Below are 23,540 nucleotides of genomic sequence, written 5' to 3' on the forward strand. Positions count from 1 at the left end.
TGGGCAGGCGCTTCACGCGCAAGACGAGACTGGGCTTACGAAAGCTCTACGATACCCGCTTTGACCTTATCGACAACGTCTTCGCTCGCATAGGTTCTGACAAGCTCAAGTGCAAACCCAACAGCACAGGCCATACCCTGGCTTGTGATGATGTTGCCATCATGTACCACACGCTCCTGCTCAAGAATTGCCCCATGCTCGACGAGCACATCTTGGAAGCCAGGATTTGATGTGGCGTGGACGCCCTTCAGCAGGCCAAGCTTTGCAAAGAGGGATGGGGCAGCGCAGATAGCGGCAAGATCCTTGCCTTTCTCGGCATGAGCACGAAGTGCTTTACCCAACGCTTCACAGGCCTCGAGATTTTGCGTTCCCACGACGCCACCAGGTAAAACCAGCATGTCATAGGCCTCAAAATCAAAATCGTCATCCAGAATGCTGCGATTGCAGACGATGCCGATGTTGTGCGACGAAGTGATTTGCAGCTCCGGAGTAATCGAGACCATGTCGCATGCGATGCCCGCGCGGAACAAAATATCAACAACGGCAAGGGCTTCGACTTCTTCTGTTCCGTCAGCGAAGAATACCGCGACTCGCCTGTCAGATGCTTGTTTGGTTTGTGTTTGCATATACTGCTCCCTTCACGTTATGGTTTATGTGCTTGTTTAAATTGATTGCGCAATGATGGCTTACTGCTATTGCGAAGTTTTAGCTTACTGCTTCAGACAGATAATATCGTGCTCATCCATACGATAGGGCAAGAAAATCCTATATGTTCCCATGGCACGCGACATGCAAGTTTGCGGGGTAAACGCGTCGTAGCCATTCCATTCGTACACCTGATCCAGTTCGCATTCTCGGACGTGTTGGCCTGGCGATAAGATCTGGATTTGTGCGGGCAACTCGAGTTTATTGCGGCAGTGGATGAGCACCTCGTAGAGGGGCTGGTTGCCAGGCGTGACGCTGCAAGGCTCGTTGGGCTTCTCTGCAAATGCCGTGGTGGGATCCTCGAGCGCGGCGGGCTTCTCAGCGGGCGCATCGCTGCACGAGATCACGGTCGCGACCATCAGACGATCACGCACATAGTCGATGTTGCCAGGGTTTTGCGTGGGGTTGCCATAGAAAAAACCTGTAGAATAGGGCCGGTGGCTGACTGCATCGAGCTCGCCTATCCAGGAAGCGGCACTTTCGCCATCCAAGACGTGGCGATAGGCATTGGTCACGCACGCCGTGTAATAGGCTCCCTTTGCGCGTCCCTCAAGTTTGATGGCCGTAACCCCCGCCGCCGCAATGTCATCCAGATGCTCGAGCATGCAAAGGTCGTTTGAGGACAAAATGTAGCTCCAGCGATCGTCCTGCTCCAAGCTCATGCGACGCGTATCTGGTTTAGATTCTTCGATCAGCGCCCAGCCCCAGCGACACGGCTGCGTGCAGGCGCCCGCATTAGCGCCACGCTCTCGACCCACAAGCTCGCTTGATAAAAAGCACCTTCCCGACATAGCCATACACATCGAACCATGGGCAAATACCTCGAGCTCCAACTCTGGACTGATGCGCTTTTTAAGCTGGGCGATCTCGTCCAAGGTCATTTCTCGTGCAAGCACCAGGCGGCGCGCACCTAAACGCATATATTCCTCGGCTGCAAGCGCATTCATGACGGAGGTCTGCGTCGAGATATGCATTTCCACGTTTGGTGCATAGCGACGCACAAGCGCCATCGCGCCTAAATCAGCCACAATAACAGCATCAATGCCGATCTGGTTGATAAAATCAAGGTACTCGGGCATCTCATCTATGTCGCTATCGCGCAGAATGGTATTAAGCGTGAGATGCACCGTTGCATGCTGTGCATGCGCCTGCTTGACGGCACAGGCCAGCTGCTCGCGATCAAAGTTCTTGCTCCGCGCGCGCATGCCCCAGTGTTTACCTGCTAAAAACACCTCATCGGCACCAAAGTGCAGCGCCATCTGGAGCTGTTCGGGACCGCCCGCGGGGGCAAGTAATCGTAATGATGATAAGGACGACGTCATGACAGGTAGCACTTCTCTAGTGGTTTTTATGCTCTAATGGTTTTGATTCTTTAGCTGTTCTCGGGTCTTGCGGCTTGCGGGTCTTAGCGGTTCTCGATGCTGTTCACGTTTTTAATAGCAATCACAATTTTGCCATTCTCGCCACGCTCAAACGAAATGAAATCAGACGATGCAGCATACGACGAGGGAAAACTAATCTCAATGCCCGTGTCCGTACGAATGCGATGCGACTTCGCCAAACGTTTAGCAGCACTTTTACCGACGCTCACCTTGCATGGTAAATCTTGCTGCGCAAGCTCCTGGCGATATTTTGCAGCCGCCTCGGGGTTCTCATCAGCAAACACCGCATCGCCCAAGCGTTCTGGCGCAAGGCTGTCCGCCCCGCTTGCCACATCGATGACATACGATTTGGCTTTTGCAGCGGCCAAGGCACTCGACATACCAAAGTCCTGCGCCACCTCTTCGGCAAGGCGCGTCACACTGTCGACAACCTCTTTGTGCGACGCCATGCGCGTGCAGGATAAGAGCAGATCAGGCACGATGTTTGTTTTTTTACCCATAACAGTGCGCGACACATCATGAAAATCAATACTCATGTCATCAGCCATGATCACCACGTAGGTATCGATTTTTTGAGAAGGGTTGGGCAGGGTCGAATCGTGACGCACGATGTCGTTATAGGCCTGACCAGCCTCACAGCGCACATCATGCACAAAGGCACGTTTACGCGGAAGAAGCAACAGCGCTAAACCGCGAGCGCCAGGATCGTCGTAATCTACATCGGCATCAGGGGCGGCATCGATGGATGGGCCAGCGCTATCACCAGCTCCAGCGCCGCCAGCTTCCTGCGAACCAACAGATGAGCGCTTGGGCGCTGTATCGATAAAATCGACCACAAGCAAATCACACGAATCCAGATCCTCGCTTTTGCGCAGTGCATCGTACAAAACGTCAGCAACATAACAGCTGATGTCTAAAAACGATTGCGTTCCAGCAAAGTAAGCGCCCAGCTCCTCGCAAAAAGCTGACCCTTCCAAAAAGCTTCCATGATTCGAGGAGGCATTGTTCAAAATATGACGCACACTTTTGGTGACGTACGACTTGGTTTGCTTGACCGACAGATCCATTTCGCGCTGCGAAAGATCACACTGTCCAATTTCCAGTTCGAATCCATGCAGTACAGCGTGGTTAATACGCAGCACAGTGCCTCCTTAAGGCTCATCTTTACATTCGCATTCATGCGTGGCTTAGCGTAAGATAAATGAAGCTTGGTAATTTTTTGAATACGTAGCAGAATAACTATACTCAAAATCATGACTTTACGTATGTGTATATTTTGGAGTGCTGCATGGACGAACATCTTCCGCTCAGGGCGCGTTGGCTCATTGTTCCACTTGTCTTAAGCATGGTGCTTATTGCGCTGTTTATCTATCTATACAAGCAACGTAAGACGGCAAAATACCCTGTCGGACTGGGAACTGTTGCGTGGCTTGTACCTGTGGTGGGCATGAATATTGCCACGGCCGTAGCCATTTACTTGGACCTGTTTACCTGCGATCGCCTGGCGATTCTGTTCTTTGTGGTAACGGTTTTCTCGGTAGGCCTTATGATCTTGATGCGCGACTTCGTGCACGGCAGCTTCGTAGCATTTTTGCAAAAGCGTGCCGCAGAAATTGCAGCAACGACGAATAGCAGCGCTTCTGCTGGCGAGAAGCCCGACGAAGCCGCAGGTGACGCTAGCAAGAAGACCAGCAAAGTCACCCAGGCCACTGCACACGCCACGCGACCTTCTCTGCTTGCAAGGCTACGTGCAAAACTTAAAACCCCATGTGCACTGCAAAAGCTGGCAACCACAGGGTTGTTTTTACTTATATCGTTTTTACTCTTTATGAGTCTCGAGTTTGCGCAATACTCCAAAATTCTTGAATCGATGGATCCTCTGTTTTTCATTTCCAACCTTGCACTGATTTTATTATTTATCACAACGCTGTATTTTTTGGCGCAGCGTCGCGGCGGGCTTATTGCCCTTCTTGCGCTTGTCTTCTTTGATTTTGGCATCGGCTGCTACTACCTGCTGCGATTCAAATATACCGTCATTATCCCCTCTGACTTTTTCGCTCTGGGTACGGCAGCGTCGGTAGCAAATAACTTTAACTATTATTTGACTCCTGACGCGTTGTGGGCCGCCTGCTACTTTATGCTTGTCTGTGGCTTCTGTTCGTGGCTACGTCCTATGCCGAACCTTGCGCTTAAACAAACAGTAGATCAGGTGAAACATGGTGCACATTTCGTAAGCACTGCTCGTACGTGCCCCACAAAACGCTGCCCGCTCAAGGCAGCGTTTGCAAAACTTCGTGCTCACCTACAAAGCGCACCAACAGCTGCCAAAAATATGGGAGCATTTCTCATCGGTGCATTTCTCATTTATGTGGTTTGCTTCGTGCTTAATTATCGAGACTTTGGTGCTATCAATAACTACTGGTCACCGTGGGAAACCTACCGCGTACAGGGCACGCTGGTGAGCTTCATTTCGGAGTGGCAGGACCTCAAGCTCCCCGTTCCCAAAGATTACTCTGACGAAAAGGCCGAAGAGCTTATTAAGCACTACGCGAACAAGTACGATACAACCCTTGGAGCCACGCCTCAGCGCGCGCAGGCAGCTGAGCAGTTTAACCAGCTCAAGCCCGCTGTCGTGGCAATCATGAATGAAACCTATAGTGACCTTTCGATCTACGATGGCATGCACGTCGGTTACAAGGGACCCGAATATATCAAGAATGGGCTTTCTGATGCGCTATTGTCAGGAACATTATCAATGTCAATTTTGGGCGGAGGTACTGCCAATTCTGAGTTCGAATACCTAACGAATCAATCATGCTTGTTTACGGGTCCTGGCATTGCATACTCCATTTATAATCTTAAAAACTCCCCCTCGCTGGCTCGCGAGTTTAAAAAGCTTGGCTATCAGACAACGGCCATGCATCCTTTTGGTGCGCAAAACTGGAATCGCAATAATGCCTATCCCGACCTGGGTTTTGACAAATTTATTTCTGACACGGATTTTGACCGTGATGCTCCTCGCTGGCGCGGCTGGATTTCCGATCAGGCGAGCTATCAAAAAGTGCTCGATGTTCTCGAAAAAAGTGACAAGCCACAATTTATTCTCGACGTCACCGTTGCCAACCATAGCGGCTATGACGATAAGCGCGTTGGCGACGACTATCGCCCTGGCTACCAACCCGATTTTGGCGGTGAAAAAATCACCAATGAGCTCAACGAATACCTCGGCTCCATCAAGAGAACTGAAGAGGAATTTCAGTGGTTTATCGAGAAGGTCAAGCAGTTGAAGCGTCCTGTGGTTGTAGTCTTTTTTGGTGACCATCAGCCATCGTTCCCCACCTATTACAACGATGCTTGGTTTAAAGATGAAGATGAAGCAACTCACCTAGCTCGCTTATACCAAACCACCTATATCATTTGGGCAAATTACAAGGTTTCTGGTGCAGCACAGAACAATCCTAAGCTTCATGCGTCGGCATCAAATTTGAGTAGCTATACGCTTCATACCATTGGTGCCCCCTTAACCGATTACCAAAAGGCACAACTCGCCATCAATCAAGAGTTGCCAATTGTCACAAGCTTTACGGTCATGGATAAAGACGGTACATGGTATTTACCAACCGATAAGAACGCGCCAACAGCAAGCTTGCAAAATGATCTTGCAAAAATGAGTTATTACAACTTTGCTCGAAAGCTGTAATTGCTGGGCGTCTGTAATTGCTGGGCATATTAGGGATCTGATCGTATTGGTGCTACCAGTCATATCGGTTTGGTTACAAAAACTTGTAAACCCTGCAGTTCTGTAAGTCATGCGCAAGCATGGTACTACAATAGCCATCGTTTACCTGTGTCGCTGTTGATCTATGTTTGCGAGAATTACACGATGACTCTTCTTACCATGCTTCTGCGTGAGGCACTACCGCTCGTACCTCTTGTTTTTATCGTTTTGTTTGTAACACTTACTATTTTGAATAGGGTTTTGCGGTGCCAGGATCCAAATCATGCTGATCTGCAACTTCACCAAAGCGTGCATGGTCAACAAAACGTGCAAGGTCAACAGGGTCGTCCTGCTGGCGTGGACACGCGAAGCGCGGGGGCAACACGCGCGAATGCTGCGCGCTTACTCGCAGCAACGCTTACGAATGTCATAACAGCTAACACCTATGCAAGAGCGCTGCTTGCACTTGGTCTCTCGACGCTTTTTGGCGGGGCTGCCAACTCCGAGTTCGAGTTTTTGACGGGCAATAGCATGGCCTACATCGGGCTGGCAAATATCCTTACGCCATCTACAACTTTTCGCGCTGCGATAGCTTGCCTGACTGCTCAAAAAGCAGGGATATACCGCTTCGGCTATCCACCCCAACTTAGCAACTAACTGGAATCGACAAAAACCTACACGGGCATGGGTTTCGATCGCTTTTACACTATTGACGACTTCAAGGGAGCGCCGACAAAGACCTGCGCTATTTGGTCGAGAAACTCCGCGCACTCAAAACTCCCGCCGTCCTTGTCTTTTTTGGTGACCACCAGCCGAACTTCTCGAGCGTCTATAACGATGCCTTCTACCAGGGTGAAAGCGACATCATTCACAACCAGCGCATCTACCACTCTTCATACGTGATTTGGGAAAATTACCCGCTTGGAGCAAGTGACACAAGTAGCAACCACAACATCACGACTAGTCCCAACTTCCTTGCAGCAAAACTGCTCTGGCACATCAGGGCGCCTTTGACAGAATATCAACAAGCACAGTTGGCCATACGAAGCAAAATCCCAGCCCTCAACGCCTTTGTTTGTTAGATTCGGCTGGCAGGTGGCATGATCCAACAGATCAGAATTCCCCTTTATATGGCACTTCCGAAGAATTTCACACAATCACCTACCATAAATTTGCGTGACAGTTACAATAAACCTTATGACCTGACGAGAATTCACACATCCCCAAGGAGTCTCATGCATTTTGACGATACCAACGTTAACAATACAAACACCAACCCTGACGAGAAGACCGACAAGCTCGCCACAAACGCCAGCAGCAGTGGTGTCAGCAACAACGCAAACGACCTCGGCCCCAACTTGGGTCCCAGCTATCAACGCGGGCCCGTGACCTTGCGCGGGCGTATGATTCCTTCGGCCACCTCAACACAGCGTTTCCTCAAAAATCAAGAGATCCAAGGTGAGTGGCTTCAAAAAGATCCTTGGCGTGTGCTGCGCATTCAAGCCGAATTCGTGAATGGATTTGATACGCTTGCGCAGCTTGGACCTGCCATTTCGGTATTTGGTTCGGCGCGCGTAGCGCCCAACACTGCGTATTATGAAGCTGCGCGTGCGATGGGCGCTCTTATCGCACGCAAGAGCTACGCCCTTATTACGGGCGGAGGTCCTGGCATCATGGAAGCTGCTAATCGCGGTGCAACGCAAGCAGGCGGCGTCTCGGTTGGCTTGGGTATAGAACTCCCCCACGAACAAGGCATGAACGAGTGGGTCAATCTCGGCATCAACTTCCGCTACTTCTTCGTGCGCAAAACCATGTTCGTAAAGTACAGCTCGGCGGCCATTATTTGCCCAGGTGGCTTTGGCACGCTTGACGAGACTTTCGAGCTTTTAACGCTCATTCAAACCCACAAAACCTCGTCGCGCCCCATCGTGCTCTTTGGTATCGACTACTGGAAAGGTCTTATCGACTGGATTCAAAACACCATGGTCAAACAAAAGATGATTTCATCGTTCGATACCTCGCTCATCACACTTACCGATAACCCTGAGCAGGCCGTAGAGGTTGTATGTCCCAACGAGCTTAATTAGAAGCCAAGAAGACCGGCGAGCTGACTAGAGCTTGTAGTTAGCTGCGACCGATTAATTAGCTGCAAGCGATCGCGTCGTGCTCGGTCGCAATTACGATGTATATTCACACGAGCATGGCTTTGTATACGTTGTGCACTCCGCGCCACTTCAGAATTGCAACCATTCACTTATAGCCCCGACACGCACCTTCGTGTCGGAGTACGCGTATCGCTGAGCACCGTTCACAAAAAATATTTGTGTAGTATTTGCCAAATGCACATGATTTTATATGAAAAAATATTCCGTTTTTATGCATAATTTTGCACATTTACTCCAGCTGAATAAAAGCTATAGAACACTATTATCCTTCAGGAAAAGATGCTTCTTCTCTAAACAACCAATGGCGACAAAATCATCCTCGAGAAAACAAATTTCGTTTGTAGTATTCACAAATGCCTGTGATATATACAAAATTATTGAATATTCCCGTTCAGGCGGCTCCGGTAAAAAACTCGCGTATTTTATGCAAAAAGCACCTTTTACCTGCTTATACTTTTCGCAAAAATACCCCTTGCAAAGATATTTTTAACGTGTTATTAATGAATTGTAAAGATTGTTTCTAAATTGTTTCGAATGTTTCTGTAGTGTTTCGTGCTGAAGTGAGGTGCTTGATGGGATCTTTAGGAGCCTGGGTTCTTACCCTACCAATGCCGTTGATGCTTATGTTTCTTGCGCTGTGTGAGATTGCTTTGCTCGTCTCTGTATTGGGCATTGCTTTTGTCATAAAACAACTCGTTGATTTTATCACGGGATCAAAGACGAATCCTTACAATTCCACCACGTATCCTAGCGAGGTTGAATTCCGCTGCATTTAAGTAGTGTCTGCAGCTTTATACTTCGTGTTTCATGCGCATCGTGCTGAGCTCCAGCCGATCGCATCACATAACATCAAACACCACGACGCACCGCGTGCATCCCTCTCATTAGCGCGCGGTGCCTTTTTGTGTTTTGCTAGAGTGGTCGTTGTGGACTCTCGCCGATCTTCTCGCCCAGCTTCTAGGCAGCACTGACTTTCTCGGCAATGCAGACCTTTTCATCGGGCTTCTCGGTCAGCGCTCACTACTCGATGCGATACTTGCAAAGCCTGTAAAATATCACCTTGCCGGAAGCGTGATTATCATCACTGAACTGCACCACTTCTATTTTGTGCTCGGCGGCAGTGCGTAAAGCGGAGTCCGTCAATGTGAGCGTTTCTGAATTGCTGATGCTTTGGATCGTGGTGAGTTTTTTGCCATCAACGAACACGAAAGTCTTGTGCTTGTCGTTCACCGCTTCGGTTGCGAGCTCGACCATCGTTTGCGGCTCATGAGGCGTCAAACCAAAGGACGGAACCTTTTTCTGACCAGGGTAGTAATCTCCTCCTGGCGTGCGCAAGTACACCAGGCCCTCCCCCGTTTCGCGCTGCTTTGCACCATCAAAATCGGGGCGTGAGGAGGACTGCTGCGATGAAGCGCTGCTTGAGCTTTGCGAATTGGATTGATTTTTGTCCGCGGCAGCAGAGTCGTCCGTCTGCGTGTTGGGCTTTTGCTGTTGTGTCTGCTGTGATGACGATGCCGGCGGCATTTCGGGAGTATTAAGATACTTGGGTAACATGACATAGGCGATAATGCCCGCGATAGCAAACACCATCATTCCAGGTATAATCCAACGCACGACGCGACGCTTCATAACACAAGCCCTTCTCGCATAAACTTCAGGTAAAACTTCAGGTGGCGGTATTATACCGTAGATGCCGCAGGCGTGGCGACGGATACCGATGCGAGTGTCGTAAACACGGCGCATGACGCAGCGAATGTTGAAGTAGATACCATAGTCGTAAAAGCGAGTGCCGAGAAGCGCAGCGCGGGCTGCATTGTTTTGCACACCCCGCGCTTTTTGTCCTATAGCTCCGCTTTTATCTGATCACTATCGAGTACCGCAGCCGACAAACGCTACTATTTCGCAGACAACGCTGCCATCGTGTAGTAGTTGTACGGCTGGTTGAAATGCGGCAAGAAGAAGATATCCAGCAGCGCGAGTCTATCAATCGTAATGCCCTCTTGAATAGCCAGCGAGAACATGTGGATACCTGCGGTCATATCGTATTCGGAAGCCATTTGTGCGCCGAGAACCTTGCGCGTTTTGCCATCGTACACAATGCGAATCTGCACCTCGGGATTGGGTGTCTCGACAAAACTGGCCTTTTGCACGTCAGTAAAATCGGTCACGCGAGTATCATAGCCAGCCGCCTGCGCAATGTGCTGCGGCATACCCGTTGCGACCATCTTCAAATCATAGATGCACAGCGCCGAAGAGCCCTGCACGCCGATGCCCGCCAACTCGGTACCGCAAGCGTTGTGCGCCGCCACAATACCAGAACGCACGGCATTCGTCGCCAGCGCAATATAGGACGGCTTGCCATCTTCCGCATTATAAAAGACGCTCGAGCAGTCGCCGATAGCGTACACGTCAGGCTTACTCGTCTGCTGCTGATGATTGACGAGAATGGCGCCGTTTTTAAGTGTCTCGAAGCCGTCGTTGACGAAAAGCGCCGTGTTGGGCTTGAAGCCGACGCAGATGCAGACCATATCTGCAGCATAGCTGCCCTTATCGGTAACGACATGAGTGACCTTACCATCGGAGCCCTCAAAACGCACGACTTCCTCAGAGAAGTGACAATCAATGCCGTGATCGCGCAGGTTTTGGGCCATGCGATCCGAGAAAGCATCATCAAAATTGTTGGTAACACAGCTATGTTCTTTGTCGATAAGAACAACCTCGCGGCCCGTGCGCTTGAAGGCTTCGGTGAGCTCAACACCAATATAGCCTGCGCCGACAACGGCAACGCGCTTGATCTGCTGATCTTCGAGCTTTTTGATAACCTTTTGAGCATCTTGGAAGAGCTTGACTTGCTGAATATTTTGTAAGTCACTGCCTTCGAGGGCAGGAATAATGGGGAGCGAGCCCGTCGCCAAAATGAGCTTGTCGTACGATTCGTCCCATTCGTTGCCGTCAGGACCAACTGCATGGACGGTCTTGACGTCGTAGTCAATGGACGTTACGCGCGTTTGCATATGCACCTTGGCGCCCTTCGCCTCAAAACCTTCGGGCGTCTGATAAAACAGCCCGTCGGGGCCAGAAATTTGCTTGCCAATCCATAAGGCCATGCCGCAGCCCAAAAAACTGATAACGGAATTTTGATCAAATACCACTACCTCGTTTTTGGGATACGAACCCAAAATAGTGTTAATAGCTGCAGTTCCTGCATGGTTAGCACCAATGACCACGATTTTTGACATATGCTTCTCCTTTGGTCGTGGCATACGTTCTTGTGCTGGATGGTACGCGTAGTACGAAATGGTATGCCATATGCTAGTAAATATGTAGCATATTATACATCAGGAAGAGAATTACTAGGGCTTTATATACAAATTTTTGGGAGAATACTAGAGCTTATTGTATGCCGACAAACAAGCAGGCTAGCGATGAAGTCCATCACTAGATCTGCTCGTAGTAAAACGGTCAGATTTTTAGGCGGATTAACAGTATTAGCCGTCACATTTCTGTCACATGAAAGTTTTTAGTGACATCCACCACAACACGTTGCAGCAGCTAAATAGCCTTATCTATATTTTGATGATTTACGTAATAAGCTATCAAAAACGAAATAAATAAAATCTTAAACAATGTGATTGAGCTGCAAGAAATTGGAGGCGGCACCCCGATTCGAACGGGGGGTAGGGGATTTGCAGTCCCATGCCTTACCACTTGGCCATGCCGCCCGATAAAAAAGGCCGAATGCGTATCCGGCCTTTCGCTCTTCAATGGAGCGGGCTACGGGGTTCGAACCCGCGACCTCAACCTTGGCAAGGTTGCGCGCTACCAACTGCGCTAAGCCCGCGAACGAATAACTACTTTACGTGAAAAGTCTTTTTTCCGCAAGTAGATTTTGAACTTTTTTTTAAACCTTCATGAGCCACTCATATCTGCGCAGGTATATGCAGGTTTTCGCAGGTATATGTAGGTGTGTACAGCTTCCGTCACGACTTACGCCATACGAATCGACGTTTCGTCAAGCGAGCGAGCCAGTGCGTCAGCCAGCAAACCCAGCTGCTCGACGGTCTTCTCGTCAACGCTCGAACGAACCGAGACCGTCGGCTGCAGCAGTTCGATATCCTTCATCTTGGCGAACTGCTCTGTCATAAGCGCCGCGGCGCGCGGAGCCCAAGAGCCGTTCTCGATAAGGGCAACGTGGCGCTTTTGCAGAGCGTGCAGACGCAGCTCGGCGATAAGATCGCGGATGGCGCTAAACATATCCAAGTCGTGAGTCGAGGACGCAAACACGAGGTGCGACGCGCGGAACGCCTCCGAGACCATCGTGGCCATATCGGCCGTAGCTACGTTATAAATATGTATGTTGCGCACACCACGTTGCGACAGCTGCTGCGCCAAGATCTCGGTCGCCTGCTCGGTGCCGCCGTAAATACTTCCGCAATACATCACGATGGTCTTCTCTTCAGGCGTATAGGTCGACCACTTTTGATAGGCATCCAAAATAAGATCCAGGTCGTGACGCCAGACATGCCCGTGCAAAGGACAAATGAGTGAGATGGGCAGCTGAGCAGCCTTTTTGAGCAAGTTTTGCATGTTGGCTCCATATTTGCCTACAATGTTGGTGTAGTAGCGGCGAGCGCGGAAAAGCCATGCTGCCTCCCACGAAACCTCATCGGCAAAAAGGTTGCCGCCGAGCGCGCCAAACTCGCCAAAGGCATCTGCCGAGAAGAGCGCACCCGTTGCCAGATCAAAACTCACCATAACCTCAGGCCAGTGCACCATGGGCGCCGTGACAAACTGCAAGATGTGTTTTCCGAGCTCAAGGGTGGCACCTTCGGTCACGACGATACTAAAAGGCTCGGGATCGATATGGTGAAACTGTCGCAGCAGGTCAAACGCTTTTTTGGTGCCCACCAACTTCATCTCAGGAAAACGATCGTGCAGCCAGGGAATCTGCGCGGCATGATCGGGCTCCATGTGGTTGATAATCATGTAGTCAAGCGCGCGCCCGCCCAGGACGTGGAGCAAATTTTCCCGAAAGCGCGCAGCAACAACATCGTCCACACCGTCGAGCAGACAGGTCTTCTCGTCAAGAATGACGTAGCTGTTGTACGCCATGCCATCGGGAATGCGATAGCTGTTCTCGAACATGACCAGGCGATAATCCGAGGCACCAATCCAAAAAGTGTCCTCGCAAACTTCACGAATCATATGCATAAAAAGCCTCATTTCAAATAGGTGCCATTGTGCAGGCACCGTTTTAGTATAGCGTTATACGGCGTGGTCGAGAAGATCATCGGTGCTGGCGAGAAGACCAACGGTCAGGCTAACTACCTGCTCAGATGTTCAAAAACCTTATTCGATGGTATGATATTTATAGCTAGGTCAAAACGATACGAACGACCACTAAACTCGAATAAACCCTCTTAAAGGAGCTTGTATGCCCTCGCGCGAACACTATCAGAATGCTGGAAATCCAGCGGGAGAGTATGGTTCATCCATGCTTGATACCATGAATAGCGGCACGCACGAACAACTTGCGTTGTGGGCGCTGCCCCTTTTGTCACAACGAGTCGCGCGGCAGACCTTGGAGCAGCGCGCGCAAGAGCAGCAAGCGTGCGCACAACAAGCGGACGCGCAGCAGCCAGCTGTGTGTCAGTCGGACTCGCATCAGTCCACCGAGAAGACCTTCTCGCCCACCATGTCCATCGTTGACCTTGGCTGCGGCGGGGGTGCAAACTTGGCGCGCCATCATGTGCTCTTCCCACAAGCACAGCTGGCGGGGCTCGATCACTCCCCTGTGTCAGTCGAAAAATCAAAACGCTTCAACGCAAGCCTCATTAAGCAGGGGCTTTGCGATGTCACCGCGGGAGACGTGGGACAACTCCCCTACGCGGATGCAAGCGCCTCCATCGTCACCGCCTTCGAGACGACCTATTTTTGGCCCGATCTTGAGCAGGCGTTTACAGAGGTTTTGCGCATTTTGAAGCCTGGGGGCATATTCGTAATTATTAACGAGACCGACGGTCGGAGCTTTGACCAGCTGCGTTGGAACGATTTTACACAAGCGCGCGATCTGCTCACCATTTACTCGCAAGAGCAATTAGACGAGCTTTTGCGTAAGGCTGGTTTTAGCTCGACCGAAACCTGCCGTCATCCGTCCGAAGACTGGATTGAGGTTTTTGCCTACAAAGAATATTAGCGGCGTTGGCAACTCGGTTGGCGCCTGACGCTTGTAGGTCAGCAACCGATACAACGCCTGTTGTACGCAGCGCACCCTCGCACAAACGTGTACGCGCACGATTTTTGTACGCATAACCATCAGTATAACCCTCACAGTTTTATTGGACGTATTGGATACATCATGGATCACGATAAACTTTTTACGCAGACGCCCCTGCTCAAGATGCTCATCATCATTGTTATTCCGGGCGCAATTAGCATGCTGACCTCGGCGTTGTTCGATGTTATCGACGGGGTGCTCGTCGGCAACGTGCTTGGCGAAACGGCTTTTGCCGCCATCAACCTCGCCATGCCCTACGTCATCATCCTGTTTGCCGTGGGCGATATGATCGGCGTCGGCAGTGCGATTCCCATTTCTATTAAACTTGGCGAGAAGGACAGCGAAGCTGCCAATAGCATCTTTTCGTATTCCGTCGCCCTTCTCTTTAGCTCGGGTTTACTCGTTGGTCTGGTTATGTTCTTTATTACGCCAACGCTTATTGCCCTGCAAGGAGCGACGGGTAAACTCGCCGAAACTGCAATCGTCTACCTGCGCGTTTATGCCTGTTTTATTCCGATTTCGAGTATGAACTTTGCGCTTGATAATTACCTGAAGGTCTGCGGCAAGGTAAAGCGCTCAATGGTGCTCAACATTTTTATGGCGGGTGCGGGCGCTGTCCTCGAGGCATTTTTGCTTATCTTCCTCAAGGCAGATGTGTGGGCCGCGGCCTTTGCCTACAGTTTTGCCATGGTTGTGGTTGCTATTATCGGCTTTTGGCCCTTCTTCCAGGGGAAGATGCTTTTGAAGTTCTCGCGCCCAAAGCCCACGGTAGCGCTGACCAAGCAGATCGTTATGGCTGGCATGCCTGCATTTTTGAACAATATTGCCAGTCGTGTGGTCGCTATTTTGCTCAACGCGCGCATGCTCACCATTGGCGGAACGCAGGCAGTTTCGATTTACGGCATTATGGTATTTGCCGATACCTTTATTATGTCGGTGCTGTACGGCATCGTAGACTCATTGCAGCCGTCACTGGGCTATAACTGGGGTTCCAAAAACTACAAGCGCGTGTTTGCCATCGGAAAAAGCCTCTATGTGCTAACGGCCGTGTTTGCCCTTCTCTACATCGCTTTTATCGGCTTTGGCTACGAACTTATCGTGCGCATCTTTATGTTTAATGCCGCAAGCGAGTTTATTGTCGCGGCGCAGGGTGCGTTTTACATTATGGCGCTGCAATGGCTTGTCCGTTGGTTTGTCATGAGCACCAATTCGTTTTTACTCGCCTGCGGGCAATCGCGCCACGCGGTTGGGCTTTCTGTTGCTGCAACGCTGGTGCTGCCTTTGGCGGCTATCGTGCTGCTCATGCCCTTTGATCTCTTGGGCGTCTGGCTCAATCCTGTGGTTTCCAGTTTCGTTTCGGCAGGCATTGCCGCATGGCTTCTGAGCGATTTTTTGCGCAAGATGAAGAGCCGCCGCGAGCAAGCCCACGGGCAGACCAAGGTGCATAAGGCGTCTGCTGTGTCTGCTGTGTCGACAACGGCTCCAGACGAGATCGCGCATGAGGTAAGCGCAAAGGAAGCTGACATGCCCACATCACAGAATTAGTACTGCGCTAGTACTGGCGCTAGAACTGCGACAAAAGCACCACGCGATCGTCTGCTTTCAAGCGCGTATTGCCATCAGGGATAATCAAATCGTGGTTGGCTCGCTGAATCATGACAATAAGCTGCTCGGCGGGTAGCGCAAGCTCTTTGATCTGGCGAGAAACCCATGGATGCTGTGAGTCTACCCGAATCTCTTCGAGCTCTTCCCCACTGTGATCAAAGAATCCCTCTCCCCCAACGACAAGCACGTCACCTGCGTAAATACGGGTATCACCTGAAGGAACGATGCTTACGGTGTCGGTGAGCTTCTCGGCAGCGGGTTCTGCACTGGTGGTCTTCTCGCCAGACTCGTCGTCGGCGCCAGACTCGTCGCGCAACACCTTGACAAAAATCATGTTCGCCTGCGGATCGATCTCCGTGATTGTCTTGTTGCACCAAGGACTTTGCGGCTTCACACGCAGCTGAATAAATTTGAAGGGCGACTTAAACTGATAGTAATTGAAGGTGTTCAGCACAGTATCGGAAGGGTCGTACATGTCGAGCACCTTGGTTGCCCACGGCATCAAAAAGCCCTGCAAGAACAGCGAGAAGAGGCAGATCACAAACACGATGTGGAACAAATCGATCGCAAGAGGCGCTCCCGAATTCACCGCCATTATCGCAAAGGCGATAGCCGCCGCACCGCGAATACCCGCAAGCGAAATCAAAATGTTCTGATTCAAGCGCGTTTTAAACACGCTGAGCAGCGCAAAAATACTCACTGGGCGCGCAATCAGCAGCATAAAGGCCATGACGAGAAATCCGACGGGTATAAACTGGACAATTTTTGCTGGTTCGGACAAAAGGCCGAGCAAGAAGAAGAGCGCGATTTCGACCAGATTGCTCATGCCATCGTAAAAGAAGATGACATTTTTCTTATGGATAAACTCTTTGTTGCCCAAGTAAATCCCGAGGATGTACAGGGCGAGGTAGCCGTTGCCACCAAGCACATTGCAAATAGCATAGGTGCCAAACATGGCAGCTGCGATAAACACAATAAACAGACCATCTTCAGCCAAGTGGAAGCGGCGAATGATAGCCATGCAAAACCAGCCCATCAAAAAGCCGAGCGTAATGCCAAAAAAGACCTGCTCAAACACCAGAAGCGGAATGGAAATATCCTGCTTCAAAAGGATGGCCAAGCACACCATAATGAGCGTAAAAGCGGTGGGGTCGTTGGAGCCCGATTCAATCTCGAGCAGGGGCACCGTGTTGTATTTGAGATTGAGGTTGTTCGACACCAAAATGCTCGATACCGACGCGAAGTCAGTCGAGCCCACGACAGAGCCTAACAGCAATGCTTCCCACAGCTCAAAGCGCAAAACGTAAAACGCAAAAAATCCGGTAGCAGCTGCCGTCAGTACTACCCCCGCTGAGGCGAGCGTTATGGCAGGCCACGCAGCTGCTTTTGCCATGTTCCAATTCGTGGTAAAGCCACCGTAAAAAATGATGACCATTAGGGAAAGGCTCGCGACCGTATCGGCCAGCTGGTAGTCATCAAAATGCATACCTGCTGCTTTAAAGGCAATGCCGAGCGCCAAAAAGAGCAACAGCGACGGGATGCCCGATTTTTGAGCGATATGAATCGCAAGAAGCGCCAACATGAGCACGAGAGAAAACAATAACAGCTCCAAGTGTGAACCCTCCCAACAAAAGGTAGAACTTGTACTTTGTGGCACGTCTCGGCACGATGCACAGCGCTGAGCTGTACAAACGAGCTGCTACGCGATGATCTTCTCGGCAGCGCCAGCGTCAACGTCAGTAAAAGCCCAGATTACTGTGCCTGCGGTGTGCGATCGCGCAGCAATGCGATGAGCTTTTTTGCACCAACCATAACCACGGCTTCAAACACACAAAAGCCAGTCGCCAGCACACTTGCCTCAAACGAGAGCGCCGACATGGCAAACAGATCTGACAAAAACACGGCCGTCAAAATGTAGCCAAGCACGCATCCAATAAAAATGAAACTGTGCCAGGGCGTAAATGGCTTACTCAAATCAAACAGCACCATAAAGCCTGCAAAGGACAGAAGCAATGCGCTGACCACACCCGCTTCTTGCGAGCCAATACCCAACCAACGAGCGACGCTTACCATGATTGCTATCGAGAAGAACGCCGTGAGTGCAGGCGGAATCGATTGAAACAGCGCTTCGTATAAAAATCTCCCCTGTTGCTTCTTGCTATTTTGCTCCATGGCGAGCAAAAAGGCAGGTACGCCAATATTAAACATCGAAACCAGCGAAACCTGTGAAGGTTTAAGCGGGTACACCCACGCAAACAGAATCGAAAACGTCGCCAGCAAAATAGAAAAAATGTTCTTGTACAAAAACAGTGTCGCCGAGCGCAGCAGGTTGTTGATGTCGCGGCGACCCTCAGAAATAATCTGCTTCATGTGACTAAAGTCATCGTCCAGAATAACGACCTGGGCCGCCTGGCGCGCCGCATCACCGCCCGTTCCCATAGCAATAGAGCAGTCGGCTTCTTTCATGGCCAAAATATCATTCACACCGTCGCCCGTCATCGCAACGCGAAGGCCGTGCGCCTTCAACGCTTCGACAATATCCTTCTTCTGCTCTGGCTTCACGCGACCAAAAATGGTAAATTCTTTGACCGCTTCGAGAAGATCGACGTCGGCTAGATGGTCGGCACTGACGAACTTATCGGCAGCAGGGATACCTACCTGCGACGCAATGCGCGAAACCGTCTGCGGATTATCGCCCGAAATAACCATAACGCGCACGTCTTGCTGGCCAAACCACGCAAAGGTATCGGCAACGTTGGGGCGCAGGCCATTGACAAGGCTCACAAAGAGGAGCGGCTGAAAGCTGTGGTGGCCACCGTCACTAGACGCGCCGTCAGCGCCATCGCCAGAGGCTGCTGCCAACACCAGCACACGCTGGCCCTTATTGACACGTTCATCAATGCATGCCTTCACGGACAAAAAGGTCTGTTCGTCCAACACAAATTCGGGCGCGCCCAAACGATAGCGCGTATCAGCGGTCTGCAATTCCGAAAACTTATTTTTTGACGAGAAGGCCAAGCGCTTGACCGCATCAAGCGGCTTGATAATTTCGGCAGCAACCTGCGAGGCATTGACCACGGGCATCTCGTCCTGCCCTGACGCACCAGCTTGCCTGGCCATCATCTGCGGCTGGGTAAATGCATGGAGCGCCTGCATCGTGGCGTTAGAATCATCCATACTTGCAACGTAGCGCTGCAACAACACCACGGACGCATCCGTCTGCGACGCCGCCGTGCCATCGGGCAAAAATGCTTCGACGACCTCCATGTTATTATCGGTAATAGTACCGGTCTTATCGACACACAGCACATCAACACGCGCGAGCGTCTCGGTACTGCGCATGTCATGCAGCAACACATGATTTTGAGCCAGGCGCAACGCCGACAGCGCAAGCGCAACCGTTACCAGCAAATACAAGCCCTCGGGGATCATGCCAATAGCGGCGCCAACCATCGCCTCCACCGATGCCGAAAACGACTGCCCGTTCACAAACATTGACTGGTAAAACAACAGCGCACCCAAAGGAATAATCACAATGCCTGCCACGCGGACGATAAGATCAATGTCGTGCACCATTTCGGAGGGCTTCTCGCGAAGTTGCTTGGCTTTTGCCTGGAGTTTTGCAGCATAGCAATCCTCGCCTACCTGCGTCAACTGCGCCGTGCAACGACCCGAGACCACAAAACTTCCCGACAAAAGGGTTGCTTCGGGGGTTTTTTCGATCTCGTCAGCCTCACCCGTGAGCAGCGATTCGTTTGCTGCGATGCTGCCTTCGATAACCACGGCATCGGCAGGAATTTGCTGGCCCGCCGTGAGCACAATATGATCGCCCACCAGCAGCTCCTCGCTGGGAAGCTCCAGCTGCTGATTGTCACGAATGATAACGTAGGTCGAGCGAGCGAGCAGAGAAAGCTCATGCAACACCTTGCGCGCGCGCAACTGCTGCACAATACCGATTAGCGCGTTGGCAACAACCACAGGCAAAAAGGTCAAACTGCGGTAACTACCTGCGATAATCAGCAGAATAGCAATCGCAACAAAAATGGCGTTGAAGTACGTAAAAACGTTATTGACCACTATGGCACGCGGCGTTAATTCTGTTCTGTCAATCTTTTTTTTCATGCTGTCAATTATAGGGTAAAACATGCCAATAAGACCAACCTCTCAAAAGGCTCGGATGCTACCTATAAAAATGACATGAGTTTAGACAGCGTTTAGACATGAGTTTAACGAGAAGCTGCACTAAAATAAAAGCCACATCCGCCAGCGACGCATGGACGCATGAGTACCATGCCAAAGTCTCGGTACGCTGGCACGCATATGCATACCACGTTAAGGAGAGGACGAGTTATGCAAGGTTTTATCTGCGGAAATACGCAGCTTGCGTGTAAGAATCGCTTGTTCTTACCACCCATGGCCCGCGAGGATTCAATCGATGGTCAGCCAAGCGAGAAGCTCATCGATTACTACCGAGCAATGGCGCGCAAGGGCTTTGGGCTTATCATCTTGGAACATGCTTACGTCACGCCCGCGGGCAAGGCATCGCCCAAGCAAATGGGCATCGATAAACACTATAACACCGACGTGCTCGGGCGCATTGCAGATGCTATTCATGAACAGGACTGCCGTGCGGTTATGCAAATTTCTCATGCGGGATGTTCTACCCGCGCCGACCTTCCCGTCACCTTTGCTCCGAGTAAGCTTATTGCTGCCGAGAAACCCGCGCTCGGAAAAATGCGTCCGCACCATACAACCCGCGCGCTCACGGTCGAGCAGATACAGCAGCTCGTGCAAGCGTTTGTTGACGCCGCGGTGCGAGTGGCTTCACTTGGTTACGATGGCGTGGAAATCCACTCGGCGCACGGCTATTTGCTCAATCAGTTTTATTCTCCCCTCATCAATAAGCGCACCGACGACTACGGTGGTTCTCTGCTCAATCGCTTACGCATCCACCTCGAAGTTCTCGACGGCGTCCACGCAGCGCTGGGTGACTTCCCCGTTTTGCTGCGCTTGGGCGCTCAGGATTACGAGGCAGCAGGCAACACACTGCAGGACGCCTGCGAGGCGGCGTGCGTACTTGCACCGCATCTCAGCGCACTTGATATTTCGGGGAGTTTCCATTATTTGTCTCGCCACGATTGGAGCGATAAGCGCAAGCACAGCCAGTCTGCCGAGAAGACCGTCGAGCAGCCTGACAATCAAGCACGCAGCGCCAATGGCTTTTTTAGCAAGACCTCTCATGCAATACGACAGAGCTTGCGACTTTATGGATATGATACGCCCGTGTTACTGGCGGGTGGTTTGCGCAGCAAAAGCGAGGCTGAAGCTGCAATTTTACAAGGTGCATGTGACTTTGCGGGCATTGGAAGAGCCGCTTTGAACCCCAGCTTTACGCTGTAAAAAAACGCTACTCGGCAGCCGCTTCTCGCGATCTATAAGCTAACCTTTAAAAACGGGGCTCGCATGAGAGCTATAGGACAAAAAGTGTGTATAGCAAATATCGAAAATAAAAAGCGAGTAGTTTGTGATTAAAACTACTCGCTGACCTGTGCAAATGGTGGGCGATGAGGGATTTGAACCCACGGTCTCTTCCGTGGTCGCCTGTGTTGTGGTTGCCTGTGTTGCAGTTGCCTGTGGTCATTTCTTCCATAACACTTCCTTTCAAAGTAATTACTTTTGTCATTACCTGTACGTTTCTTACCATTCGAGAAACGCTAATCGCTATACAGTTTTCAAGGTACATATGAATAAGCGCTTATAGCGTTATTCGGTGCTGCTCGGTCGTGCAGAGGACTATAGGTTTAACTATAGTTTCTCATCAAAAAAAATTTGAGTCACCGACACATTGAATAGCTGCGCAAGCCTTCGGGCATCCTCGATAGTAAGTAATTCGGGGTTCTTTTCAAGCTTGATATATGTAGGTGTTGAGACTCCTAATATGCCAGCTACCTGCTCTTGTGTGAACCGAGCTATTTTTCTGATATCTCTTAACTTTAGAGATCGAGTGGTTTCAGTTACCATCGGTAAAGTCCTCCTTTCGTCTTGATTACAACTATAATTAAATTTATAGTTTTTGTAAAGCAAATTTTAGTAAAATAAAAATAAATTTTAGAAACGACGATTTTTGAGGTGTCAAATGAGCATCGCTGACAATATTCGTGCCTTACGTATCAAGAACAACTTAACGCAAGAAGAATTCGGGGAGATTGCTGGCGTTTCCTCGATGGCGGTGTCTCAATGGGAAAACAGCAGGGCTGTCCCTCGAATGGGTGCTGTGCAAAAAATCTCTGATTATTTTGGCATTTCAAAAGGCAGCATCATTGAAGATAACGAGATGGATGCATTTATCCGCCCTAAAAATGCTCACCCAATCGTAGGCTCTAAGGCGACGCTCCCTCTTCGGGTACTTGGTAAAGTCCACGCAGGCACTATGACGGACGAAGAAGTCATAACAGACGAGATCCAAGTCCCCGAAAAGGTAGCCTTGTCTCATAAGCACGCATTTGTTCTTGAGGTAGAAGGCGACTGTATGGATAGAGTTATCCCTGACGGCTCACATGTTGTGGTAGATCCATATGCAGAGCCGCATACAGGCTCTATAGTGGTCGTTGAAGATGAAAACTACTGTTCTATCATGCGCCGCTATTATCGTGGCTCACAGTCGCTTATGTTGAGTCCCGATAGCTTTAATGAGGCACACCAAGATGTGATTTACAAAGACGATGAGCCAATAAAGCTTGTTGGCACGGTTGTATGGTGGCAAGCTGCCGAGATGATGGAGTAACGCGTACTCAATTGTCTGGTTAGCTACGGCTAGTACAACGAAAGATTTCAATTGGAGTATTTAGGAGATACGGTGAATAAAATAAATCACGTTCTTACCGAGGAAGAAAAGAACACTATCGAGAGGATGCTCGATAAGTCTCAAGAAGCGTTCATTATGGCAATCGAGATTTATAACCGTCCCTCACTTAAGTATAGGGTCGAAGGGTTTTCATTCTTTATTTGCAATGCATGGGAACTTATGGCTAAAGCTCAGGTTATTAAAACTTTGGGCTACAAAAAGCTAAGCTATACCAATAAAAACGGAGAACAGAGAACCATTACTCTTAAAAAAGCACTAGCGTTAACAATTACTAATAAAAAATCACTCATGGTTAAAAACCTAAGCGATGTCATTACCCTAAGAAATACAAGTACTCATTTTATTGTGGAAGAGGATAACCAGATTTATTTAGGTTTATTCCAATCTTGTATAACGAATTACGAACGATATATGAGCATGTGGCATAGGCGTAGAATTGCAGATATTTTCCCCACTAATTATCTAACTTTATGTATTAACGCCTCAATATATGGTGTAAAAAATATTACTGCTCGATATCCTGACGATGTAGCACTTGCTTTAATGAGCAGAAAAGAGACCATCAGTAATAACGAAGAGCACTATGCAAACAAGGGCTACAGTTGCATAGTACAACAGGAGCTTGTGTTATCAAAGAAAACTAAAGGCACGTCGAAAAAAGTCGCGTTTGTTCCTTCAGAACAAGCTGACGAGAATGTTACTGTACTTAAAGAGTATATCGATCCTAAAAATAGCCATCCATACTCCACCACACAATGCATAGTGGAAATAAACAAAAGACTAAGAAAAAATAATGTAAAAATATATGTAAACAATGCAGAAA

19 protein-coding genes and 2 tRNA genes are annotated in these 23,540 nt (G+C 50.0%); 10 read left to right on the forward strand and 11 right to left on the reverse strand.

Annotation, left to right across the window (positions count from 1 at the left end):
• Window positions 1-35: 35 nt before the first annotated feature.
• The 3 genes from HMPREF3192_RS03145 to HMPREF3192_RS03155 all read right to left on the reverse strand — a co-directional run bounded on the left by HMPREF3192_RS03145 (window position 36) and on the right by HMPREF3192_RS03155 (window position 3,229).
• The gene (locus tag HMPREF3192_RS03145) at window positions 36-626 is read right to left on the reverse strand and encodes a DJ-1 family glyoxalase III (RefSeq protein ID WP_066305254.1); all 591 of its coding nucleotides are present in this window, start codon (window positions 624-626) and stop codon (window positions 36-38) included.
• A gap of 84 nt (window positions 627-710) precedes the next feature.
• On the reverse strand, window positions 711-2,027 hold the full coding sequence (locus tag HMPREF3192_RS03150) for a peptidase U32 family protein (RefSeq protein ID WP_082715604.1): 1,317 nt from the start codon (window positions 2,025-2,027) through the stop codon (window positions 711-713).
• Between the two features lie 83 nt (window positions 2,028-2,110).
• The gene (locus HMPREF3192_RS03155) at window positions 2,111-3,229 is read right to left on the reverse strand and encodes a nucleoid-associated protein (protein ID WP_066305261.1); all 1,119 of its coding nucleotides are present in this window, start codon (window positions 3,227-3,229) and stop codon (window positions 2,111-2,113) included.
• 146 nt (window positions 3,230-3,375) lie between these two features.
• Between HMPREF3192_RS03155 and HMPREF3192_RS03160 the strand changes: the two genes are divergently transcribed.
• From HMPREF3192_RS03160 to HMPREF3192_RS06780, 5 genes are all read left to right on the forward strand, one after another.
• On the forward strand, window positions 3,376-5,787 hold the full coding sequence (locus tag HMPREF3192_RS03160; protein ID WP_066305262.1) for an LTA synthase family protein: 2,412 nt from the start codon (window positions 3,376-3,378) through the stop codon (window positions 5,785-5,787).
• A gap of 183 nt (window positions 5,788-5,970) precedes the next feature.
• Entirely contained in the window at window positions 5,971-6,462 is a 492-nt protein-coding gene (locus HMPREF3192_RS03165; RefSeq protein ID WP_066305263.1) for a hypothetical protein, read from the forward strand.
• Window positions 6,463-6,554: 92 nt separating this feature from the next.
• Window positions 6,555-6,887, forward strand: coding sequence for an alkaline phosphatase family protein (locus HMPREF3192_RS06775; protein ID WP_156422846.1), 333 nt, complete (start codon window positions 6,555-6,557; stop codon window positions 6,885-6,887).
• 153 nt (window positions 6,888-7,040) lie between these two features.
• The gene (locus tag HMPREF3192_RS03175) at window positions 7,041-7,892 is read left to right on the forward strand and encodes an LOG family protein (RefSeq protein WP_082715605.1); all 852 of its coding nucleotides are present in this window, start codon (window positions 7,041-7,043) and stop codon (window positions 7,890-7,892) included.
• A gap of 650 nt (window positions 7,893-8,542) precedes the next feature.
• On the forward strand, window positions 8,543-8,746 hold the full coding sequence (locus tag HMPREF3192_RS06780) for a hypothetical protein (protein ID WP_156422847.1): 204 nt from the start codon (window positions 8,543-8,545) through the stop codon (window positions 8,744-8,746).
• Between the two features lie 244 nt (window positions 8,747-8,990).
• On the opposite strand, the gene HMPREF3192_RS03180 is transcribed toward HMPREF3192_RS06780, so the two are convergent.
• The 5 genes from HMPREF3192_RS03180 to HMPREF3192_RS03200 form a co-directional block, all read right to left on the reverse strand.
• Window positions 8,991-9,794 (reverse strand): hypothetical protein, encoded by an 804-nt coding sequence (locus tag HMPREF3192_RS03180; protein ID WP_156422848.1) that lies wholly within the window; start codon window positions 9,792-9,794, stop codon window positions 8,991-8,993.
• Between the two features lie 71 nt (window positions 9,795-9,865).
• Window positions 9,866-11,209 carry a H2O-forming NADH oxidase gene (gene nox / locus HMPREF3192_RS03185; RefSeq protein ID WP_066305270.1) on the reverse strand — a complete coding sequence of 448 codons (1,344 nt, stop codon included), beginning with the start codon at window positions 11,207-11,209 and terminating at the stop codon, window positions 9,866-9,868.
• A gap of 409 nt (window positions 11,210-11,618) precedes the next feature.
• A tRNA-Cys gene (locus HMPREF3192_RS03190) sits at window positions 11,619-11,692 on the reverse strand.
• Window positions 11,693-11,735: 43 nt separating this feature from the next.
• Window positions 11,736-11,811: transfer RNA gene (locus tag HMPREF3192_RS03195), tRNA-Gly, on the reverse strand.
• Between the two features lie 146 nt (window positions 11,812-11,957).
• On the reverse strand, window positions 11,958-13,181 hold the full coding sequence (locus HMPREF3192_RS03200; protein WP_066305271.1) for an FprA family A-type flavoprotein: 1,224 nt from the start codon (window positions 13,179-13,181) through the stop codon (window positions 11,958-11,960).
• 223 nt (window positions 13,182-13,404) lie between these two features.
• Here HMPREF3192_RS03200 and HMPREF3192_RS03205 point away from each other — a divergent pair, with 223 nt between their 5' ends.
• Entirely contained in the window at window positions 13,405-14,166 is a 762-nt protein-coding gene (locus HMPREF3192_RS03205; RefSeq protein ID WP_066305273.1) for a class I SAM-dependent methyltransferase, read from the forward strand.
• A 162-nt stretch (window positions 14,167-14,328) separates the two neighbouring features.
• Window positions 14,329-15,792 carry an MATE family efflux transporter gene (locus tag HMPREF3192_RS03210; RefSeq protein WP_066305274.1) on the forward strand — a complete coding sequence of 488 codons (1,464 nt, stop codon included), beginning with the start codon at window positions 14,329-14,331 and terminating at the stop codon, window positions 15,790-15,792.
• A 19-nt stretch (window positions 15,793-15,811) separates the two neighbouring features.
• Here HMPREF3192_RS03210 and HMPREF3192_RS03215 read toward each other — a convergent pair whose 3' ends face one another.
• Window positions 15,812-17,452 (reverse strand): potassium/proton antiporter, encoded by a 1,641-nt coding sequence (locus HMPREF3192_RS03215; RefSeq protein ID WP_197414555.1) that lies wholly within the window; start codon window positions 17,450-17,452, stop codon window positions 15,812-15,814.
• Window positions 17,453-17,604: 152 nt separating this feature from the next.
• Window positions 17,605-19,974: an HAD-IC family P-type ATPase gene (locus HMPREF3192_RS03220; protein WP_082715608.1), complete on the reverse strand. Its 2,370-nt coding sequence runs from the start codon at window positions 19,972-19,974 to the stop codon at window positions 17,605-17,607.
• Between the two features lie 228 nt (window positions 19,975-20,202).
• Here HMPREF3192_RS03220 and HMPREF3192_RS03225 point away from each other — a divergent pair, with 228 nt between their 5' ends.
• Window positions 20,203-21,252, forward strand: a complete 1,050-nt coding sequence (locus HMPREF3192_RS03225) for an NADH:flavin oxidoreductase (protein WP_066305280.1) — start codon at window positions 20,203-20,205, stop codon at window positions 21,250-21,252.
• A 405-nt stretch (window positions 21,253-21,657) separates the two neighbouring features.
• Here HMPREF3192_RS03225 and HMPREF3192_RS07125 read toward each other — a convergent pair whose 3' ends face one another.
• Window positions 21,658-21,873, reverse strand: a complete 216-nt coding sequence (locus tag HMPREF3192_RS07125) for a helix-turn-helix transcriptional regulator (protein ID WP_066305283.1) — start codon at window positions 21,871-21,873, stop codon at window positions 21,658-21,660.
• A 115-nt stretch (window positions 21,874-21,988) separates the two neighbouring features.
• On the opposite strand from HMPREF3192_RS07125, the gene HMPREF3192_RS03240 reads away from it, so the two are divergent.
• Window positions 21,989-22,636: a LexA family protein gene (locus HMPREF3192_RS03240; RefSeq protein WP_066305285.1), complete on the forward strand. Its 648-nt coding sequence runs from the start codon at window positions 21,989-21,991 to the stop codon at window positions 22,634-22,636.
• Window positions 22,637-22,708: 72 nt separating this feature from the next.
• On the forward strand, window positions 22,709-23,540 hold an 832-nt coding region (locus tag HMPREF3192_RS03245; RefSeq protein WP_066305286.1), incomplete at its 3' end, for a DUF3644 domain-containing protein.

It is taken from the genome of Atopobium deltae (assembly GCF_001552785.1).
GTDB classification, from domain to species: domain Bacteria; phylum Actinomycetota; class Coriobacteriia; order Coriobacteriales; family Atopobiaceae; genus Atopobium; species Atopobium deltae.

Coding starts and splice junctions, on each gene's coding strand:
- HMPREF3192_RS03145 (WP_066305254.1), bottom strand. CDS start 626: ATGCAAACACAAACCAAACAAGCATCTGACAGGCGAGTCGCGGTATTC.
- HMPREF3192_RS03150 (WP_082715604.1), bottom strand. CDS start 2,027: ATGACGTCGTCCTTATCATCATTACGATTACTTGCCCCCGCGGGCGGT.
- HMPREF3192_RS03160 (WP_066305262.1), top strand. CDS start 3,376: ATGGACGAACATCTTCCGCTCAGGGCGCGTTGGCTCATTGTTCCACTT.
- HMPREF3192_RS03165 (WP_066305263.1), top strand. CDS start 5,971: ATGACTCTTCTTACCATGCTTCTGCGTGAGGCACTACCGCTCGTACCT.
- HMPREF3192_RS03175 (WP_082715605.1), top strand. CDS start 7,041: ATGCATTTTGACGATACCAACGTTAACAATACAAACACCAACCCTGAC.
- HMPREF3192_RS06780 (WP_156422847.1), top strand. CDS start 8,543: ATGGGATCTTTAGGAGCCTGGGTTCTTACCCTACCAATGCCGTTGATG.
- nox (WP_066305270.1), bottom strand. CDS start 11,209: ATGTCAAAAATCGTGGTCATTGGTGCTAACCATGCAGGAACTGCAGCT.
- HMPREF3192_RS03200 (WP_066305271.1), bottom strand. CDS start 13,181: ATGCATATGATTCGTGAAGTTTGCGAGGACACTTTTTGGATTGGTGCC.
- HMPREF3192_RS03205 (WP_066305273.1), top strand. CDS start 13,405: ATGCCCTCGCGCGAACACTATCAGAATGCTGGAAATCCAGCGGGAGAG.
- HMPREF3192_RS03210 (WP_066305274.1), top strand. CDS start 14,329: ATGGATCACGATAAACTTTTTACGCAGACGCCCCTGCTCAAGATGCTC.
- HMPREF3192_RS03220 (WP_082715608.1), bottom strand. CDS start 19,974: ATGAAAAAAAAGATTGACAGAACAGAATTAACGCCGCGTGCCATAGTG.
- HMPREF3192_RS03225 (WP_066305280.1), top strand. CDS start 20,203: ATGCAAGGTTTTATCTGCGGAAATACGCAGCTTGCGTGTAAGAATCGC.
- HMPREF3192_RS07125 (WP_066305283.1), bottom strand. CDS start 21,873: ATGGTAACTGAAACCACTCGATCTCTAAAGTTAAGAGATATCAGAAAA.
- HMPREF3192_RS03240 (WP_066305285.1), top strand. CDS start 21,989: ATGAGCATCGCTGACAATATTCGTGCCTTACGTATCAAGAACAACTTA.